Here is a 16,956-nt window from a genome sequence, read left to right as displayed (position 1 = left end):
GCGTGCGGGTCCGGCGAGCCCGGGCCCCGCCTCGACTGTGCCCCACACCACCCCCTCCGGCTCCGCCGGCCGTTGCCTCGGCCGTGGTGGGCGGCACGCCTGCCCACACCTTCCGCAGAGCCGCCGCCCACACCTCGGCGGAGCCGTGCCGGCTTCGGGCCAAGCGTGTCGTACGGGGAGGGAGGGGCAGCGCCCGGGTCAGGGGAGGGGGAGGGCGATTTTGATCGCGTAGGCGGCGACCAGGCCGTGGCCGAGGCGGAAGCTCCAGGTGCGGACCGTGGGGGAGATCCGGCTGCCCGCGAAGGTGCCGATCGCGGCCAGCAGCTGCTGCCAGACCATGGACGCGAGCAGGACGCCGACGACGAAGGCCGTGGCCCGGCCGGTGCCGTGCAGTTCGGCGCCCTGGGCGGTGGTGAGCGCCGCGAAGTAGAGGGCGGTGGTCGGGTTGACCGCGGTCAGGCCGACGTAACGGGCGAACGTGCGGGCCGTGTCCGCGCTCGCGCGGGCGCCCGCCGCCGGCCCGGCTTCGGCCCGGGGCCCGGCGGGGGCCGCGCTCGCCGCCGCCGGGGGCCGGCGGCGCAGGGTGGACCACAGGCCGTGGCCGGACAGGGTCAGCAGGATCACGGCCGCGGCCAGGCGGACCCAGGCCTCCACCGGGGTCACGTGGGATGCCACCCAGGGGCCCACGACCACGGCCACCACCGCATAGCCGAAGTCCACCACCGCGATGCCCGCGGCTCCCGCGACCGCCGCCCTGCGGGACCGCAGCGCTTCCTGCAGCAACAGCACGCTCATCGCGCCCATCGGTACGGCCACGCCCAGCCCGGCGACCGCCCCGGCGGCGCCGGAACTCATCCATGGATTCATGCGGGGAGCTTCCCGGCCCCGGCAGGGGCGGGGCTCGCGGATATCGGGTGCCACTGCGAGAATCGCGGCATGGACCGCCTGGACAGTGAGATCCTCGGCATCCTGCAGCAGGATGCGCGGATCTCGTACCGCGACCTCGGCGTCCGCGTCGGGCTCAGTGCCAACGCGGCCGCCGACCGGGTGCGCCGGCTGCGCCGCGACGGGGTGATCCGCGGGTTCACGACCCTGGTCGATCCGGCCGCCGACAGCCGCGGCGGGCTGCTCGTGTTCATCGACGTCACCCTGCGGCTGGACACCGGTAACGACGAGTTCGAACGCGCGATCGCCAAGCTGCCCGGCATCACCGAGGCCGTGCACGTCACCGGCGCCCACGACTACCTCGTCCGGGCCCGGGCCGCCGATCCCGCCGCCCTGGACACGCTGCTGCGCCGGCTCAAGACCGAGGCCGGGGTCGCCCAGTCGAACACCCGGATCGCGCTGCGCGCAGCGAGCCGCGAGGGGCCGGCCGCCGCCGGGGGCTCCCCGTAGCCCTTCCGCCTTCCCTGCCCTTCCGCCTTCCCTGCCCTTCCGCGCTGCCCTGCCCGCCCGGCCTGCCGTCACCCCGCCTTGAGCTGCCGGTCCGGGGACAGGTGGTTCGCGATGGCCACCAGTACGTTCGTGCTCGCGTTCTGCACGGTGCTTCCCGGTCCCTGCGTCGCCGCGGTCGAGATGGCGAGCTTCTTCGACGGCAGGTACGCCACCGTGCCCGCGTAGCCGGCGAAGGAGGGGTTCTGCAGGATCCAGCCGTTCGCCACGGCCAGCCCCAGCGCGTACGACAGGTTCCCGTCGATCTTCGAGACCGGTGCGAGCTGGGTCCGGTGCGACTCGGGGGTGAGCAGGGTGCCCTCGCCGATCGAGGTGAAGGACTTCGCCATGTCGGTGAGGGTCCCGGTCATCACCGCGCCCGGCGCCAGCGTCCACGACGGGTTCCAGTAGGTGGAGTCCTCGAACACGCCCCGTTCGTTGTCGAAGCCGTGCAGCACCGGCGGGTCGATCACGGCGGTGTCCGGGTTGGCGGTCGCGGTCAGCCCCATCGGCTCCAGGATCCGCTCGCGCATCACCTCGGCCAGCGGCTTCCCCTCGACCCTGGAGATGATGTCGCCGAGGATCACGAAGTTCGCGTGCGAGTACGCGAATCCCGAGCCGGGCTGCCGCACCAGCGGCTTGGACACCGAGATCTTCACCAGCTCGTCGGCCGTCCACTGCCGGAAGGGGTTCTTGTAGAGGGCGGCGATGAACGCGTCGTCCCGGACGTAGTCGGCGTAGCCGGAGGTGGTGGCGGCCAGCATCCGCAGGGTGATCCGGTCCGCGTGCGGCAGGTCCGGGCGCCACCGGGAGATCTTGTCGTCGAGTCCGACCCGGCCCTCGTCGACGAGCCGGAGCAGTGCGGTGGAGAGGTAGGGGATGGCGACCGCGCCGATCCGGAGGCGCATGTCCGGTGTGGCGGGGATGCCGGTCATGGTCTGCCCGGCCGCGGTGGCGGTCACCTTCTCGCCGTTCACCCACACCTCGGCCATGGAGGCGGTGAGCTTGTACTTCGCCAGGGACTCCGAGACCTGCCGGCGGGTGAACTCCTCCGTGTCGGCCGGGAGACAGGTGCCGCTTCGGGCGGTCTGCCCCGACGGGCACTGCCGTTCCGCGCTCTCGGCCGTGCCGAGTCCGTGGCCGGCCGCCAGGGAGACGCCCAGGAGCAGGTTCAGGCCGAGCAGCACGACCGTCCGGGGACCGCGCACCGCGGACGCCTTCGGAACGGCCGGCGCGGACGTCTTCGGAACGTTCACCGCGAAACCTCCAGTCGGCTCGGGTGCCCGCCCATCAGAGGGCGGACTCCCAGGTCAGAGTCGTCCCCCGGGTCCCCGCCCCGGTGCGGCCGTCGTCCGTCACGGTCAGCCGTACGGCCGCCCGGGTCGCGTCCACCTCCACGTCCACCGAGGTCACCCCGGTCCGCCGGTGCACCGCCGCCAGCGCGCTCCGCAGCGCCGCCAGCAGCCCGGCCGCCACCGGCTCCGGCACCAGCGTGTCCACCGCCCCAGCGAACCGCACGGACGGCTGGAACCCGAACAGCACCCCCGCTCCGCCGGTCTCCCTCAGCACCCGGCCGCGGAAGGTGGCCGGTGCGTCCGCCGGGGGCTGCTGGAGAGCGAAGATGGCGGTACGGACCTCCTGGATCGTGGAGTCCAGTTCGTCCACCGCCCGGCCCAGGTCCTCGCCCACGCCCTCGTCGGCGGAGGAGGCGGAGGACCGCCGGCGGGTGCTCTCCAGCATCATCTCCGTGGCGAACAGCCGCTGCACCACCAGGTCGTGGAGGTCGCGGGCGATCCGGTCGCGGTCCTCGTACACGGCCAGCTGCTCGCGGTCGTACTGGGCGTGCGCCAGGACCAGGGCGAGTGCGGCCTGTGAGGCGAACTGCGAGGCCAGCAGCCGGTCCACCGCGTCGTACGGGGTGTCGCCGCGGGCCCGGGGCAGTGCCAGGGTGCCGATCAGCCGGCCGCCGCTCTGCAGCGGGAGCAGCATGCTCGGGCCGAACCGCTCCCGCACGTGCGTCGTCATCCGCGGGTCGGTGGCCGAGTCCTCCACGAACACCGGTTCGCCGCCCAGCAGCTGTTCCAGCACCGGGCTGCCGGGGGCGATGGTGGTGCCGACCAGGTCGCCCGGGTCGCCGTGGGTGGAGGCGGCCACGATCTCCATGCCGCCCGCGGGGGTGGGCTGGAGCACCACCCCGGCCGCGGCGTCAGCCAGCAGCCTGGCCCGTTCGGCGACGCACATCAGGGCGTCCGCCGCGGGGCGGCCGGTCAGCAGGGCGGTGGTGACGGCCGCCGCGCCCTCGATCCAGCGCTCCCGGCGGCGCGCGGTGTCGTACAGGCGGGCGTTGCCGATCGCGATGCCCGCCTGGGAGGCCAGCACCCGCAGCAGGGCGAGGTCCTCGTCGGTGAACGGGCCGTCGTCCTGCCGGTCGGCGAGGTAGAGGCTGCCGAACACGTCGGTGTGCACCCGGATCGGGACGCCCAGGAGGGAGCGCATCGGCGGGTGGCCGGGCGGGAAGCCCGCCGCGCGCGGGTCGGCGCGGACGTCCGGCACGACCAGCGGCCGGGGATCGCGGATCAGGGTGCCCAGCAGCCCGGACCGGCCGTCGGGGAGGTGTGGGATCCGGGCCCGTTCCTCGTCGGTCAGGCCGGCGGTGTACAGGTCGGTGAGGCGGCGGCGCTCGGGGTCGTAGACCCCGAGCGCGGCGTAGCGGGCGTGGCTCAGTTCGGCCGCCGAGTCCACGATGTGCTGGAGGGTGGAGTGCAGTTCCAGCCGGGAGCCGACACTGAGGACGGCTTCCAGCAGCACCGGCAGCCGGGGCTGCCCGGGCCCGTCGGCCGGCGTGGGCCCGTCTGCCGGCGTGAGCCCGTCTGCCGACGCGGGCCCTCCGGCCGACGCGGGCTCCGCGTTCATTCGGACGTGGGGTCGAGGACCATCGGCGAGATCTTTCCTTCCAGCATGGCGCCGAGCCCGAGGATGGCGCAGAGGTCGGGCCGTTCGGCGATGGCCACGGGCATGCCGGTGGCGTCCCGCAGCATCTGGTCCAGCCCGGGCAGTACGGCACTGCCGCCCACCATCACGATCCCGCGGTCCGTCAGGTCGGCGACCAGGTCCGGCGGGCAGTCCCGCAGCACCTTGCCGATGACGTCCGGTACGGCGATCAGCGGGGCGTGGACGGCGTTGCGCACCGCCGCCGTGTCCACCTGTACCGAGCGGGCCAGGCCGGTGGCCACGTCCAGGCCGTGGATGAGGGTGGAGCTGGGGCCCTCGGGGGTGAGGCCGCTGTCGTGCAGGGCGATCTGGAGCGGCCGTACGGCCTGGCTCGGCAGCATCAGCTTGTGGGCGAGCCGCAGGTGCTGGACCACGGCGTGGTCGACGGCCTCGCCGCCCACCGGCACCCGTTCGGCCGTCACCACGGAGCCGAGGGAGAGGACCGCCACCTGGGTGGCCGCCGCCCCGCACACCATGATCATGGTCGCGGTGGGCTGTTCCACCGGCAGGCCGCAGCCCACAGCGGCGGCGATCAGGGTGTCGACGAGCTCCACCCGCCGGGCGCCGAGTCCGACCAGGGTCTCCACGGTGGCCCGCTGGGCCAGCGGGTCGGCGTCGTGCGGGGTGCACGCGGCGGCCCGCAGCCGGGGCTTGCGGCGGAGGGCGCGGCGGAGCTTCTCGCCGAGGAGGTGACGCAGCATCCGCTGCGCCATCTCGATGTCGACGACCGTGCCGCCGGAGACGGGGCGGACCACCCGGATGTAGTGGGGGGTGCGGCCGGTCATCCGTTCCGCGAAGCTGCCCACGGCGATCAGCGCGCCGGTGCGCGTGTTGATGGCGGCACAGCTGGGCTCGTCGACCACCAGGCCGGCGCCCTTCACGTAGACGCGGGTCCGGGCCGCCCCCAGGTCGACGGCGACGTGGCAGCGGCGCAGCTGCTCAAGACTGACGGTCACGGATCCTCCCGAGAGCGCTGACGCAGGCAGTCCGGCGGCTTGCCGGGTGCATTTCATAACTTTCCCGGCAAAACAGATGATCGGCCTGTTGAGCTGCTCCGGTCGAGTGCCGGCGGCCGTGCTGCACAGGGGTGGATTTCTGTACCGACAGGCCGGACCATGCCCTGACCGCCTGCGCTACTCGTGCGTAACAAGGTAAAGGGGCCATGTTGCTGACGACCCGCCAGACATCACGCGCTCTTCTGACTCCCCGCCTGACCCCACTCCCGGCGCTCTGCCTCGCCCTTGCCCTCGCGCTCGGTGCGGCGCTGCTCGCGCCGCCGTCCGCCCGGGCGGCCGTGCCCGCCCCCGACCGGACGGCCGCCCGCAATCCCGTGGTCCTCGTGCACGGTTACAACGCCGACCCCGGGGTCTGGGGCGCACTGCGCGAGGACCTCCGAGCCGCGGGCTATGCGGACTCGGAGCTGTTCTCGTGGGGTTACGACACCCACCAGTCGGTCAACGAGGTGCTGTCCGGGCGGCTCGCCGCGTATGTGGAGGACGTACGGAGGCGGACGGGCGCGGCCAGGGTCGACGTGGTCGCGCACTCGTTCGGGTCGCTGGTCACCCGCTGGTACGTGAAGTTCGGCGGCGGCGACCGGACGGTGGACCGCTGGGTCTCGCTTGCCGGCCCCAACCACGGCACCTCGACGGCGTGGGCCTGCGCGCTGTGGGACCAGGCGTGCCGGGACATGACCCCGAACTCCTATGTGCAGAAGAACCTCGCCGCCGGTGACGAGACCCCGGGCGCGGTCCGGTACGCCACCTTCTGGTCGGACTGCGACGAGGTGATCAACCCGGACGGCAGCGTCCCGCTGGCCGGGGCGCTGAACACCGGCGTCGGCTGTCTGAAGCACAACGACCTGCTCGGCGACGAGCCGACCTCGGCCGGCGTCCGAGCCTTCCTGGCCTCCCCGTAGGCATTTCGTGCCGGGCGGCTCGTGGCCATGCCGTGTCTTCTGGGTCAGGCCCCGCCGGGCAGTTCCTCACCCGCCACCTGCACCCGCTGGAGCAGCCCGTACGTGAACTCCGCCACGCAGGGCCGGCCCTCCCGCTCGAAGGCCAGCCGCCACCGGGTGGGGGCGGTGCCCTCCATCGGCCGGACCGGGGCGAAAGCGCGGGCCACCTCGTCCACCGTCGCGGACCAGGGCCGCAGGTCCGTCAGGCGGTCCAGTACGGGTCCCCGCGCGCCCGGCGCGCGCACCAGCCACTCGTTCCACACTGCCCCGCCCGGCCCGGCCAGCACCTCGAACCGGAGGTCCGGCCAGAGGTGCAGCGGCCACTGCAGGGCCGTGCACTCCAGGTCCCCGATGGTGCGCGCGGACTCGGACGCGGGCGGTCCGAGCACCGACCGGTAACGGGCGAGCGCCCCGCGGGAGCGCGGCGACCGGACCATCGCCTGCCAGTGCCGGTTGGCCTCGCGCTGCTCGGCGGCCGAGGCCCCCAGGCGCAGCCGGGCCTGCTCGGCGAGACCGGGCTGGAAGTCGGCCATCCGGCGGAGGAGCACCAGCTGGAAGGCGCGCGGTCCGAATTCCACACAGGATCCTTACGTCGTCGCGATGCGGATGTTGCGGTCCAGCGCATAGCCTGCCTGCCCCATGGACTACTGCCACGCGTGCCACAGGTACCTCAACGGCGCACTCGCGTGTGCCGGATGCGGGACCCCCGCCGAATATCTCGCCGCCGCGCCGGCCGCGGCCGTGCCCGTTTCCGTGCCGGAGGGTGGTGCCGGTGCCGGTGCCGGTGCCGGTGCCGGCGACCGGGCGGGCCGGGCGGCGGGGGACCCGTACGCGCCCGAGGGTCCGGCCGACGAGCTGTCGGTGGTCCTCGGCGGGGCGTACCAGGGGCGTGGGCAGGCGCGCGGAGCGGCGCGGCGGAAGGCGGTGCAGCGCCGCCGCCGGCGGACGGCGCTGACCGCCGGGCTCGGTCTGCTGGTCGCGGCGGGCGGCGCGGTGCTGCTGGGGCAGATGACGGCCGGGCCGGACGTCCAGGACCGGGCCTCGACCGTGCTGCTGCAGGAGGACTCCGGGCCGCAGGAGCCGGAGCCCGAGCCGACCGGGACCTCGGGCGTGGAGACCGTCGCGCCCTCGCTGGGGCAGGCGCCGAAGGCTTCGGCCAGACCGGGCCGCGCGGCCCGTACGACCACCGGTTCGGGCGCACCGGACCCGGGCGTCTCCGAGGCGCCGGAGCCGGACGGGACGGAGGCCTCCGCGGAGCCCACCGCCTCGGCCACCGGGCCCTCGCCGGGTGGGTCGGCGTCGCCGCGCCCCTCCTCGAAGAAGTCGGGCAAGCCGAAGAGCACGTCCTCGGGCGGCGCTTCCCCCACGTCGTCCACGTCGCAGTCGCCGCGGCCCGTTCCCACTCCCTCGCCGTCGCCGACGAAGGAGTGCCAGTGGTGGCAGTTCTTCGGCTGCTGAGCCGCGTCTCCTGAGGGGGACGCCCCGCGGCCGGACCGGAGCGGGCGGTGTCAGTCCAGCATGCGCTTGAGCAGGTCCCGCAGCAGGACCCGCTCGGCGGTGGAGAGCCCGGCCAGGGGCTCCCGCGCGAAGCCGAGCGACTCGCGCAGTTCCTCCGCGGTCCGCAGGCCCTCCTCGGTGGGGGCGGCCATCTTCACCCGGCGGTCGGCCGGGTCCGGGCGGCGTTCGACCAGGCCGCGGCCTTCCAGGCGGTCCACGATGCCCGTCACGTTCGACGGCTCGCACTTCAGCCGCTCGGCGATCTTGCGCATCGGCAGCGGTTCCAGGGACAGCAGGCCGAGCAGCTTCGCCTGGGCGCCGGTGAGCTGGTGGCCGGCGGCCGCGTGCTCGTATTCCTCGTGGTAGCGCGCCACGACGGCGCCGATCAGGTCGACGACTTCGAGGGTGACGGGGTCCATCCGGCTCGTGCTCATGGCACCAGCCTACCCGTTTGCTTGACAACATGAAATATCCAGGGGCATGGTTGTTTCACGACCTGAAGTAATTCACGGATCTGGAGACACCTCATGTCCGAGCTTTCCCCCGCGCTTCCCGCCGTCAGCCGCGAATGGCACCTCGTCTCCCGCCCGCAGGGGTGGCCGACCGCCGCCGACTTCGCCCTGCGCGAGGCCCCGGTCACCGCACCCGCCCCGGGCCGGATCCTGGTGCGCAACCTGCACATGTCGGTGGATCCCTACATGCGCGGCCGGATGAACGACGTGAAGTCCTACATCCCGCCGTTCCAGCTGGACCGCCCCATGGACGGCGGCGCGGTCGGCGAGGTCGTGGCCTCCGCCGCCGAGGGCTTCGAGGTCGGCGACCACGTACTGCACCAGCTCGGCTGGCGCGAGTACGCCGAGGTGGACGCGCGGCACGCGGTCAAGGTCGACGGTTCGGTCGCCCCGCTCTCCGCCTACCTGGGCGTCCTGGGCATGCCGGGCCTGACGGCCTACGCCGGCCTCTTCGAGACCGCCTCCTTCAAGGAGGGCGACGCCGTCTTCGTGTCCGGCGCGGCCGGCGCGGTCGGCAGCCTGGTCGGCCAGTTCGCGAAGATCAAGGGCGCCTCGCGGGTCATCGGCTCCGCCGGCTCCGACGAGAAGGTCGAGCTGCTCACCGGCACGTACGGCTTCGACGCCGCCTTCAACTACAAGGCGGGCCCCGTTGCCGAGCAGCTCGCCGCCGCCGCCCCCGAGGGCATCGACGTCTACTTCGACAACGTCGGCGGGGACCACCTCGAAGCGGCCATCGGCGCCCTCAAGCCGCACGGCCGCGCCACCCTCTGCGGCGCGATCGCCCAGTACAACGACACCGAGCCGGCCCCCGGCCCGCGCAACCTGCTCGCGGTGATCGGCAAGCGCCTCCGCCTCCAGGGAATCCTGGTCTCCGACCACTACGGACTGCAGGAGCGCTTCGTCAAGGACGTGGCCGGCTGGCTGCGCTCCGGCGCCCTGCGCTACGACGAGACGGTCGTCGAGGGCATCGAGAACGGCGCGGACGCGTTCCTCGGCATGCTGCGCGGTGAGAACACCGGAAAGATGATCGTTTCTTTCACCGGTTAATCTCTCTGTACACCGTCACGACCCGTGGGCGCGAGTCGGGGCGACTACCAGGAGGATCTTCTTACATGTCCATCCAGCAGTCCGACGTGCTGTACACCGCTGTCGCCACCGCCGAGAACGGCCGCGACGGCCGCGTCGCCTCCAACGACGGCCAGCTCGACGTCGTCGTGAACCCGCCGAAGGAGATGGGCGGCAGCGGCGCCGGCACCAACCCGGAGCAGCTGTTCGCCGCCGGCTACAGCGCTTGCTTCCAGGGCGCCCTCGGTGTCGTCGCCCGCAACGAGAGCGCCGACATCACCGGCGCCACCGTGACCGCCGAGGTCGGCATCGGCAAGAACGACGAGGGCTTCGGCATCATCGTCAAGATCGTCGCCTCCATCCCCACCGTGGACCAGGAGCGCGCGAAGGACCTCGTGGAGAAGGCCCACCAGGTGTGCCCGTACTCCAAGGCCACCCGCGGCAACATCACCGTCGAGCTCTCCGTCGCCTGATCCGGCGCCCGGCTGCCTGACGTAGCAAGACCGCTACAAGGCCGCACCCTCCGCAAGGAGGGTGCGGCCTTCGCCGTAAGCTGCGGACATGCGTGATTTCGGTGGGGGGTTCGGCTATCTGCTGGCCGGGCAGAAGTGGGTGTTCCGGCACGGCCGGTGGTTCGGATTCGGGCTGCTGCCCGGCCTGGTGGCCCTGGTCCTGTACGCCGGGGCCCTCGTCGGACTCGGAACGTCCGCCGACGACCTGGTCTCCTGGGCCACGCCCTTCGCCGACGACTGGTCCTCGCCCTGGCTCGGCCTGTTCCGCGGCTCGCTGACCGCCCTGGTCTTCGGCCTCGGCCTGTTCCTCGCGGTGATCACCTTCACCGCGGTGACGCTGCTGATCGGCGAACCGTTCTACGAATCCCTCTCCGAGCAGGTCGAGCGCAGCGAGGGCGGCGAGGTCCCCGAGTCCGGCCGCTCGCTGCTCCAGGAGCTGTGGACCTCGCTCAAGGACAGCCTGCGGGTGCTCCTGCGGGTGCTGCTCTACGGCATCCTGCTCTTCGCCGCCGGTTTCATCCCGGTGGTCGGCCAGACCGTGGTCCCCGTCATCGGGTTCTGCGTCTCCGGCTTCTTCCTCGCCCTGGAGCTCACCGCCGTCGCCCTGCAGCGTCGGAACGTCGACCTGGACCGGCGGATGGCCCTGCTGCGTGCCCGGCGCGGCCTGGCGCTCGGCTTCGGCGTCCCCCTGGTGCTGGCCTTCCTGGTGCCCCTGGTCGCGGTCTTCCTGATGCCGGGCGCGGTGGCGGGCGCCACCCTGCTCGTCCGGGACCTGCTCCCGGCCGAGCCGGCCGCGGACGACTCCGACCGCTCCGACCGCTCCGACGGGGCCGGCGAGGCCGGCGACTCCGCCCCCTCCTCCTACACCGCCGCCGGACCCACCGGGACCCCTGCCCGGTCTCAGCCCCCGGCATCGGGCTTCCGCCCCCCGCCGCCGTCCTTCTAGACGGTCACCAGGCGGTCACCGGGCAGCCGCCCCGGCCCGGGCTCCGTCCGCCCCGGCCGCGCCGTCCGCGTCCCGGACGGCGCGTAGCTCCTGGCCCCTCAGACCTGCACGGTGCCGGCCACCGACCGCAGCAGGTCCAGGAACGCCGCCACCGCCGGCGGATGCGACAGGCCGCGCGGCGTGGCCGCGTACACCGCGCGGCGCGGCGAGTCCTCCGGGTGCAGGGCCACGAGCACGATGTCGGCGCGGGCCGAGGAGGCGGCCAGTGCCGGGACCAGGGTGACGCCCAGACCGGCCGCGACGAAGCCCTGCTTGGCGATCCAGTCGGCGGCCAGGAACGTCGACCGGGGCCGGAAGCCCTGCGCGAGCGCGGTGCTCATCAGGGTCTCCTCGGGCCGGGTGTCGGCCGCGATCCACTCCTCGTCGGCGAGCTCGGCCAGGCGCAGCAGGTCCCGGCCCGCCAGCCGGTGGCCCCGCGGCAGGGCCACGTACATCCGCTCGTCCAGCAGGTGGTGGAGGGTGCAGCCGTCCAGCGGGTGCCCGGAGGTGTTGCCCACCACCGCGAGGTCCAGCTCCCCGGCCGCCAGCAGCGCCAGCTGTTTGGGCGTGCCGCCCTCGGTCCGGCTCACCGTGACGGCCGGGTGCCGCTTCCGGAAGGCCGCCAGCGCGCGGGGCAGCAGGTAGGCGTCGGCCGTGGAGAAGGCACCGATCCGCAGCCGGCCGCCCTCCAGGGTGCGGAGCGCGTCCAGTTCGGCCCGCGCGGTGCGCAGCCGCTCGGCGACGGCCTCGGCGTGCGGCAGCAGAACCCGCCCGGCCTCGGTCAGCCGCACCCCGCGCGGCAGCCGGTCGAAGAGCCGCGCGCCCCACTCGTCCTCCAGGGACTGGATCTGCCGGGACACCGCGGACTGGGTGTAGCCCAGGGCCTGCGCGGCGGCGGTGAGCGAGCCGTGCCGCGCCACGCACCGGAAGACGTCGTAGAGGTCATGCGGAGCAGGCATGGCAGCCATGCTAGACATTCGCTTGTCGCATGGGAGCGCCGGACCTAGCGTCGGGGCCATGGAGAAGATGGACAAGATCGAGAAGATCGAGAAGATCGCCTTCCTCGGCCTGGGCGGAATGGGCGCCCCGATGGCCCGTCACCTGCTCGCCTCCGGCCTCCCGTTGACCGTCTGGAACCGTACGGCCGCCAAGGCGCGGCCCCTCGCGGAGGCGGGCGCGGTGCTCGCCGCGACCCCCGCCGAGGCCGTCCGCGACGCGGACCTCGTCCTCACCATGCTCGCCGACCCGGAGGCCCTGCTGGCCGTCGCCGCCGACGTGCTCCCGGCCCTGCGCCCCGGGGCCCACTGGGTCGACACCTCCACCGTCGGCCCGGACGCCGTCCGGGCCCTGGCCGCGCGGCTGCCGGACGGGGTGACGCTGACCGACGCGCCGGTCATGGGCAGCGTGGACCGGGCCGCCTCGGGGGACCTGTGGGTGCTGGTCGGCGGGCCGCTGCCCGGACCGGTGGCCGGGGTGCTGGAGCTGCTCGGCAAGGTCACCGGGTGCGGGCCGGTGGGGTCGGGGTCCGCCCTGAAGCTGGTGCTGATCAATGCCGTGATCGGGGGAGTGGCCGTGGTGGCCGAGACCCTGAGGCTGGGTCAGGCCCTCGGTCTGCCCGCCGGCCTGGTCCGCGCCGAGCTGGCCAAGGGGCCGCTCGCCGGTGCGGTCGGCCGGGTGTTCGCGGAGGGTTCGCACTTCCCGGTGGCGCTGGCGGCCAAGGACGTGTCCCTGGCAACCGACCGGGCCCCGCTGCCGGTCCTTGAGTCGGTCCGTGCCGTGCTGACCGCCCGTCCCGAGCTCGCGGAGAGCGACCTGTCGTCCCTCCGGCCCGCCGGGTGACCGCCCCGGCAGGGAGGTGAGAGCGCGTCAGGCGATGCCGACGGTGTAGGCGGCGCGGTAGCCGCTGCCGTCCGGGGCGAGGGTGAGGGTCATCCCGGCGCCCGCGGAACGGTAGCGGTCGTCCCGGCCGTTGGGGTCCTTCGGGGCCTTCCGGCGCGCGTACGGCTGGCGCGCGTAGACCTGCCGCAGGACCTCCTCGGGCAGGTAGAACACCGAGGTGGTCTCATTGCGGCTGTCCGGCCGCACCTTGAAGTGGATGTGCGGGGCCAGGCCCGCGTACCAGCCGGGCACGATCGTCCTGATCACGCACCGGCCGTCCGCGTCCGTGACCTGGGTGCCGCGCAGGTGGGTGGCCCGGCCTGTGGAGTACTCGCCCTGGGCGTCCGCCTGCCAGACGTCGACGGTGGCGCCGGAGAGCGGGCGGCAGCCCGACTTCACCCCGACCACCGTCAGGTCCAGCCGGAGCGGCACACCGGCCTGGCCCTCGGTGATGTCGGACCGGAGCTTGCCCGGTCCGGAGTAGTACGGCCCCGGGCTCGCCGAGGTGACCAGCACGCAGGACGGGGTCGGGCCGGCGGGCCCGGTGGCGGCGGCCCGGTTCTCCTCGGGGCGGGCGCACGCGGAGGCCAGCGCGGCGATCCCGGCCGACCCGGCGGCGGCCAGCAGCACCGTCCGGCGGCGGGGCCGGGGGTAGCCGTTCTCGGTCATGCGCCCCACCGTGCCGCAGCCGTGCGGCGGGGGCGCAGACCGACACGGCGCTCCGCACCCGGATCACCCGGATCACCCGGATCGCCCGGATCGCCCGGGCCGACGCGGATCACCCGGACTCCCCGGGCCGCCCGGATTCCCCGGCCCCGATCAGGGAGTGCCCGTGCTCCCGGCGTCCCCCGTGCCCGCCGTTCCTCCCGCGTCCTCCGGCCCCCGCAGCAGGTCCAGGAACGCCCGGAAGGCCGCGGGCATGTCCACCGCCTCCGGGTCCAGCAGCCACTGGTACTGCAGGCCGTCCATCACCGCCGTCAGCAGCGGGGCCGCCGCCTCCGGGGTGAGCCCGGACGGCAGCCGGTCGCCGAACTCGGCGCGCAGGACCGCGGCCATCTCCGCGCGGACCTGGGCGTAACGGTCGGTGAAGAACTCCCGCGCCGGATGGCCCTCCGTCACGCTCTCGCCCAGCAGCGCCGAAAAGGACTGCACGATCCCCGGCCGCATCGCGTTGTAGTCCACCAGCGAGGCCAGCAGATCCAGCCGCCACCGGCCGGCCGAGGCTCGCGAGCCGCCCCCGGTGTCCCACCGGTCGCGTTCCTCCAGCACCGCGACCAGCAGCGTCTCCTTGGTCGGGAAGTAGTGCAGCAGGCCCTGCTGGGTCAGGCCCACCCGCTCGGCGACCGTGTTCAGGGACGCGCCCCGGTAGCCGCGCTCCGCGATCACCTCCAGGGTGGCCCGGACGATCTCGTCCCGACGCTCCTCGCTCCTCGCCCTGGCCATCGCCCCGACGCCCCTTCCGTTCGCCCTCTCGTCCTCGTCAGGAGGACCGTACGGCATGGAAAAATCGCGAATGGGTTACGAACCCTACCGCTCTACAGGTAAATGGGGCCACGATGGGCGCGCTCCCGCGCCACCCGCACCCACCAGGAGGTCCGGCCGTGACCGACGCCGACCAGATCCGTGAAGACCGAGTGGAAGCCGCACTCGGCAAGCTCGACCTCGACACCAAGGCCCGGCTGCTGGCCGGCCAGGACATGTGGACGCTGCCCGCGGTCCCGGAGATCGGGCTGGGCTCCCTGGTCATGTCCGACGGTCCGGTCGGCGTCCGCGGTGTCCGCTGGACCGCCGACGACCCGTCGGTCGCCCTGCCCTCCCCGACCGCCCTCGCCGCCTCCTGGGACCCGGAGACCGCCCGCCGGGCAGGCCGGCTGCTCGCCCAGGAAGCCCGCCGCAAGGGCGTCCACGTCCTGCTCGCCCCCACCGTCAACCTGCACCGCTCGCCGCTGGGCGGCCGCCACTTCGAGTGCTACTCCGAGGACCCGCTCCTCACCGGCGCGATCGGCACCGGATACGTCACCGGCGTCCAGGAAGGCGGCGTGGGCACCACCGTCAAGCACTTCGCCGGCAACGACGCCGAGACCGAACGCTTCACCGTCGACAACCGCATCGCCGGACGCCCGCTACGCGAGCTCTACCTGGCCCCCTTCGAGGCCATCGTCAAGGACGCCCGCCCCTGGGGCGTGATGACCGCCTACAACCGGGTCAACGGCACGACCATGACCGAGCACCGGCACCTGGTCGAGGAGGTGCTGCGCGGCGAATGGGGCTTCGACGGGGTCAACGTCTCCGACTGGATGGCCGCCCGCTCCACCGCCGGCTGCGTCCTCGGCGGACTGGACGTCGCCATGCCCGGCCCGCAGACCGTGTACGGCCCGGCCCTCGCCGAGGCCGTCCGCTCCGGGGAGGTCCCCGAGGCCGCCGTGGACGCCGCCGTGCGCAACGTGCTGCGCCTCGCCGCCCGGGTGGGCCTGCTCGACGGCGCCCCCGCCGTGGTCACCGCGCTCCCCGAGCCGGTCGACGGGCAGGCCCTGGCCCGGGAGACCGCCACCCGCGGCTTCGTGCTGCTCCGCAACGAGGGCGGCGTCCTCCCGCTGACCTCCGGCGCGGGCCGTACGGTCGCCCTGCTCGGCGCCGCCGCCCGCGACGCCCGCGTGCTCGGCGGCGGTTCCGCCACCGTCTTCCCCGAACGGATCGTCTCCCCGCTCGACGGCCTCACCGCCGCCCTCCCCTCCGGCTCCCTCCACTACGCCGTCGGCGCCGACCCCAGCGACGAACTCGCGCCCGCCGACCAGGGCTTCACGCTGCGCGCCGTCTGCCGCGACGCCGCGGGCGCCGTCCTCGGCGAGGGCAGCCTGCCCACCGGCCAGGTCCAGTGGATCGGCGACGACCTGCCCGCCGGAGCCACCTACGAGACCATGGCGTCCATCGAGGTCACCGGTACGTTCACCCCGCGCGAGGACGGCGAGCACGCCTTCGGCACCCGCGGGCTGGGCGCCTTCGCCCTCACCGTGGACGGCACGGCCGTCTGGGAGGGTGTCCAGCAGATGGGCGAGGAGGCCGACCCCTTCGAGGCGTTCTTCGGCGCGCCCAGCGAACGCGGCCGCGTCACCCTGGAGGCGGGCCGGCCGGTGCGGGTCTCCCTCCTCTTCCACGTCCCCGACATGAGCACCCTGCCGCTGCGGGCCGTGATGTTCTCGCTGCTGCACCTCGGCCCGCGCCGGGACCCCGACGAGCTGATCGCCGAGGCCGTGGCGGCCGCCCGCGCCGCCGACACCGCCGTCGTGGTGGTCGCCACCACCGAGCGGGTCGAGTCCGAGGGCTTCGACCGCAAGGACCTGCGGCTGCCGGGCCGTCAGGACGACCTGGTCCGGGCCGTCGCCGCGGTCAACCCCCGCACCGTGGTCGTCGTCAACGCGGGCTCCCCGGTGGAGCTGCCCTGGCGCGAGGAGGTCGCCGCCGTGCTGCTCACCTGGTTCCCGGGGCAGGAGGGCGGGGCCGCGCTGGCCGACGTACTGCTCGGTGCCGCGGAACCGGGCGGACGGCTGCCCACCACCTGGCCCGCCGTGCTCGCCGACGCGCCCGTCACCGAGGTGGTCCCCGAGGACGGCCGGCTGGAGTACCGCGAGGGGATCTTCATCGGCTACCGCGCGTACGAGCGGGCCGGCGTCGAGCCCGCGTACGCCTTCGGACACGGCCTGGGCTACACGGACTGGCGGTACGAGTCGCTGGAGGTGACCGCCGGGACCGGAGGCCCCGGCGCCACGGTCCGGGTCCGGCTCGCCAACACCGGCACCCGGCACGGCCGCGAGGTGGTCCAGATCTACCTCGCGCCCGCGGGGGGCGGGGGGACGGCGGAGGAGGGCCCGGACCGTGCGCCGGGCGGGCTGGCCGGGTTCGCGGCCGTCGAGGCCGGGCCCGGCGAGAGCGTCGAGACCGAGATCGTCCTGCCCCGCCGCGCCTTCGAGACCTGGGACGAGGAGGCCGGCGCCTGGCACCGGACCGGCGGGACGTACCGGGTCCGCGCGGGCCACTCGTACGCGGACACCCGTCTGACGGCCACGCTGCACCTCTGAGCCGGGCCGGACTCCCTGCGGACCGGACCGGGGCGGCCCCTGACAGCCGCCCCGG

The 16,956-nt window shown here is 74.2% G+C and carries 17 protein-coding genes; 8 read left to right on the top strand and 9 right to left on the bottom strand.

Annotated features, from left to right (window positions below):
* Positions 1 to 198 precede the first annotated feature (198 nt).
* A complete protein-coding gene (locus tag ACGFQ9_RS27000) occupies positions 199 to 855 on the bottom strand; it encodes a LysE family transporter (protein ID WP_393577259.1) in 657 nt (218 codons plus the stop codon).
* A gap of 81 nt (positions 856 to 936) precedes the next feature.
* Between ACGFQ9_RS27000 and ACGFQ9_RS26995 the strand changes: the two genes are divergently transcribed.
* A complete protein-coding gene (locus ACGFQ9_RS26995) occupies positions 937 to 1,395 on the top strand; it encodes an Lrp/AsnC family transcriptional regulator (protein ID WP_393577257.1) in 459 nt (152 codons plus the stop codon).
* Between the two features lie 68 nt (positions 1,396 to 1,463).
* Here the strand turns inward: ACGFQ9_RS26995 and ACGFQ9_RS26990 are convergent, their stop codons facing one another.
* From ACGFQ9_RS26990 to ACGFQ9_RS26980, 3 genes are read right to left on the bottom strand one after another with little or no spacing between them, the layout of a single operon-like run.
* Complete coding sequence (locus ACGFQ9_RS26990) at positions 1,464 to 2,687, bottom strand: serine hydrolase domain-containing protein (RefSeq protein ID WP_393577256.1); 1,224 nt, start codon at positions 2,685 to 2,687, stop codon at positions 1,464 to 1,466.
* A gap of 34 nt (positions 2,688 to 2,721) precedes the next feature.
* A complete protein-coding gene (locus ACGFQ9_RS26985; protein ID WP_393577255.1) occupies positions 2,722 to 4,344 on the bottom strand; it encodes a GAF domain-containing protein in 1,623 nt (540 codons plus the stop codon).
* Positions 4,341 to 5,378, bottom strand: a complete 1,038-nt coding sequence (locus ACGFQ9_RS26980; protein ID WP_393577253.1) for a rod shape-determining protein — start codon at positions 5,376 to 5,378, stop codon at positions 4,341 to 4,343. The genes ACGFQ9_RS26985 and ACGFQ9_RS26980 overlap by 4 nt, the downstream gene beginning before the upstream one ends.
* 206 nt (positions 5,379 to 5,584) lie before the next feature.
* Here ACGFQ9_RS26980 and ACGFQ9_RS26975 point away from each other — a divergent pair, with 206 nt between their 5' ends.
* Positions 5,585 to 6,337: an esterase/lipase family protein gene (locus ACGFQ9_RS26975; RefSeq protein ID WP_393577252.1), complete on the top strand. Its 753-nt coding sequence runs from the start codon at positions 5,585 to 5,587 to the stop codon at positions 6,335 to 6,337.
* Positions 6,338 to 6,381: 44 nt separating this feature from the next.
* On the opposite strand, the gene ACGFQ9_RS26970 is transcribed toward ACGFQ9_RS26975, so the two are convergent.
* A complete protein-coding gene (locus ACGFQ9_RS26970; protein ID WP_393577558.1) occupies positions 6,382 to 6,909 on the bottom strand; it encodes a hypothetical protein in 528 nt (175 codons plus the stop codon).
* A gap of 106 nt (positions 6,910 to 7,015) precedes the next feature.
* Here ACGFQ9_RS26970 and ACGFQ9_RS26965 point away from each other — a divergent pair, with 106 nt between their 5' ends.
* Positions 7,016 to 7,834 (top strand): hypothetical protein, encoded by an 819-nt coding sequence (locus ACGFQ9_RS26965; protein ID WP_393577250.1) that lies wholly within the window; start codon positions 7,016 to 7,018, stop codon positions 7,832 to 7,834.
* 50 nt (positions 7,835 to 7,884) lie between these two features.
* Here the strand turns inward: ACGFQ9_RS26965 and ACGFQ9_RS26960 are convergent, their stop codons facing one another.
* Positions 7,885 to 8,307, bottom strand: coding sequence for a MarR family winged helix-turn-helix transcriptional regulator (locus ACGFQ9_RS26960; RefSeq protein WP_393577248.1), 423 nt, complete (start codon positions 8,305 to 8,307; stop codon positions 7,885 to 7,887).
* A 93-nt stretch (positions 8,308 to 8,400) separates the two neighbouring features.
* Between ACGFQ9_RS26960 and ACGFQ9_RS26955 the strand changes: the two genes are divergently transcribed.
* The 3 genes from ACGFQ9_RS26955 to ACGFQ9_RS26945 all read left to right on the top strand — a co-directional run bounded on the left by ACGFQ9_RS26955 (position 8,401) and on the right by ACGFQ9_RS26945 (position 10,908).
* The gene (locus tag ACGFQ9_RS26955) at positions 8,401 to 9,432 is read left to right on the top strand and encodes an NADP-dependent oxidoreductase (RefSeq protein WP_393577247.1); all 1,032 of its coding nucleotides are present in this window, start codon (positions 8,401 to 8,403) and stop codon (positions 9,430 to 9,432) included.
* Between the two features lie 65 nt (positions 9,433 to 9,497).
* A complete protein-coding gene (locus ACGFQ9_RS26950) occupies positions 9,498 to 9,923 on the top strand; it encodes an organic hydroperoxide resistance protein (RefSeq protein WP_393577245.1) in 426 nt (141 codons plus the stop codon).
* 88 nt (positions 9,924 to 10,011) lie between these two features.
* Positions 10,012 to 10,908 (top strand): EI24 domain-containing protein, encoded by an 897-nt coding sequence (locus ACGFQ9_RS26945; RefSeq protein WP_393577244.1) that lies wholly within the window; start codon positions 10,012 to 10,014, stop codon positions 10,906 to 10,908.
* 98 nt (positions 10,909 to 11,006) lie between these two features.
* On the opposite strand, the gene ACGFQ9_RS26940 is transcribed toward ACGFQ9_RS26945, so the two are convergent.
* Positions 11,007 to 11,915: a LysR family transcriptional regulator gene (locus tag ACGFQ9_RS26940; protein WP_393577242.1), complete on the bottom strand. Its 909-nt coding sequence runs from the start codon at positions 11,913 to 11,915 to the stop codon at positions 11,007 to 11,009.
* A gap of 49 nt (positions 11,916 to 11,964) precedes the next feature.
* Here ACGFQ9_RS26940 and ACGFQ9_RS26935 point away from each other — a divergent pair, with 49 nt between their 5' ends.
* A complete protein-coding gene (locus ACGFQ9_RS26935; RefSeq protein ID WP_393577240.1) occupies positions 11,965 to 12,786 on the top strand; it encodes an NAD(P)-dependent oxidoreductase in 822 nt (273 codons plus the stop codon).
* A gap of 27 nt (positions 12,787 to 12,813) precedes the next feature.
* Here the strand turns inward: ACGFQ9_RS26935 and ACGFQ9_RS26930 are convergent, their stop codons facing one another.
* Together ACGFQ9_RS26930 and ACGFQ9_RS26925 are read right to left on the bottom strand one after the other, a co-directional pair.
* Positions 12,814 to 13,494 (bottom strand): intradiol ring-cleavage dioxygenase, encoded by a 681-nt coding sequence (locus ACGFQ9_RS26930; protein WP_393577239.1) that lies wholly within the window; start codon positions 13,492 to 13,494, stop codon positions 12,814 to 12,816.
* A gap of 150 nt (positions 13,495 to 13,644) precedes the next feature.
* Positions 13,645 to 14,268 (bottom strand): TetR/AcrR family transcriptional regulator, encoded by a 624-nt coding sequence (locus ACGFQ9_RS26925; RefSeq protein WP_393577238.1) that lies wholly within the window; start codon positions 14,266 to 14,268, stop codon positions 13,645 to 13,647.
* Positions 14,269 to 14,381: 113 nt separating this feature from the next.
* Here ACGFQ9_RS26925 and ACGFQ9_RS26920 point away from each other — a divergent pair, with 113 nt between their 5' ends.
* Complete coding sequence (locus tag ACGFQ9_RS26920; protein ID WP_393577236.1) at positions 14,382 to 16,901, top strand: glycoside hydrolase family 3 C-terminal domain-containing protein; 2,520 nt, start codon at positions 14,382 to 14,384, stop codon at positions 16,899 to 16,901.
* The last annotated feature ends 55 nt before the right edge of the window (positions 16,902 to 16,956 follow it).

Source organism: Streptomyces sp. NPDC048603, from assembly GCF_043199475.1.
GTDB lineage: Bacteria > Actinomycetota > Actinomycetes > Streptomycetales > Streptomycetaceae > Streptomyces.
This window is presented reverse-complemented; position numbering and strand designations above follow the sequence as displayed.

What these genes read in the sequence shown, in the direction of transcription:
- ACGFQ9_RS26930 (WP_393577239.1), bottom strand. Translation starts at nt 13,494, where the DNA reads ATGACCGAGAACGGCTACCCCCGGCCCCGCCGCCGGACGGTGCTGCTG.
- ACGFQ9_RS26920 (WP_393577236.1), top strand. Translation starts at nt 14,382, where the DNA reads ATGGGCGCGCTCCCGCGCCACCCGCACCCACCAGGAGGTCCGGCCGTG.
- ACGFQ9_RS26970 (WP_393577558.1), bottom strand. Translation starts at nt 6,909, where the DNA reads ATGGCCGACTTCCAGCCCGGTCTCGCCGAGCAGGCCCGGCTGCGCCTG.
- ACGFQ9_RS26960 (WP_393577248.1), bottom strand. Translation starts at nt 8,307, where the DNA reads ATGAGCACGAGCCGGATGGACCCCGTCACCCTCGAAGTCGTCGACCTG.
- ACGFQ9_RS26950 (WP_393577245.1), top strand. Translation starts at nt 9,498, where the DNA reads ATGTCCATCCAGCAGTCCGACGTGCTGTACACCGCTGTCGCCACCGCC.
- ACGFQ9_RS26975 (WP_393577252.1), top strand. Translation starts at nt 5,585, where the DNA reads ATGTTGCTGACGACCCGCCAGACATCACGCGCTCTTCTGACTCCCCGC.
- ACGFQ9_RS26925 (WP_393577238.1), bottom strand. Translation starts at nt 14,268, where the DNA reads ATGGCCAGGGCGAGGAGCGAGGAGCGTCGGGACGAGATCGTCCGGGCC.
- ACGFQ9_RS26955 (WP_393577247.1), top strand. Translation starts at nt 8,401, where the DNA reads ATGTCCGAGCTTTCCCCCGCGCTTCCCGCCGTCAGCCGCGAATGGCAC.
- ACGFQ9_RS26985 (WP_393577255.1), bottom strand. Translation starts at nt 4,344, where the DNA reads ATGAACGCGGAGCCCGCGTCGGCCGGAGGGCCCGCGTCGGCAGACGGG.
- ACGFQ9_RS26935 (WP_393577240.1), top strand. Translation starts at nt 11,965, where the DNA reads ATGGAGAAGATGGACAAGATCGAGAAGATCGAGAAGATCGCCTTCCTC.
- ACGFQ9_RS26945 (WP_393577244.1), top strand. Translation starts at nt 10,012, where the DNA reads ATGCGTGATTTCGGTGGGGGGTTCGGCTATCTGCTGGCCGGGCAGAAG.
- ACGFQ9_RS27000 (WP_393577259.1), bottom strand. Translation starts at nt 855, where the DNA reads ATGAGTTCCGGCGCCGCCGGGGCGGTCGCCGGGCTGGGCGTGGCCGTA.
- ACGFQ9_RS26995 (WP_393577257.1), top strand. Translation starts at nt 937, where the DNA reads ATGGACCGCCTGGACAGTGAGATCCTCGGCATCCTGCAGCAGGATGCG.
- ACGFQ9_RS26940 (WP_393577242.1), bottom strand. Translation starts at nt 11,915, where the DNA reads ATGGCTGCCATGCCTGCTCCGCATGACCTCTACGACGTCTTCCGGTGC.
- ACGFQ9_RS26965 (WP_393577250.1), top strand. Translation starts at nt 7,016, where the DNA reads ATGGACTACTGCCACGCGTGCCACAGGTACCTCAACGGCGCACTCGCG.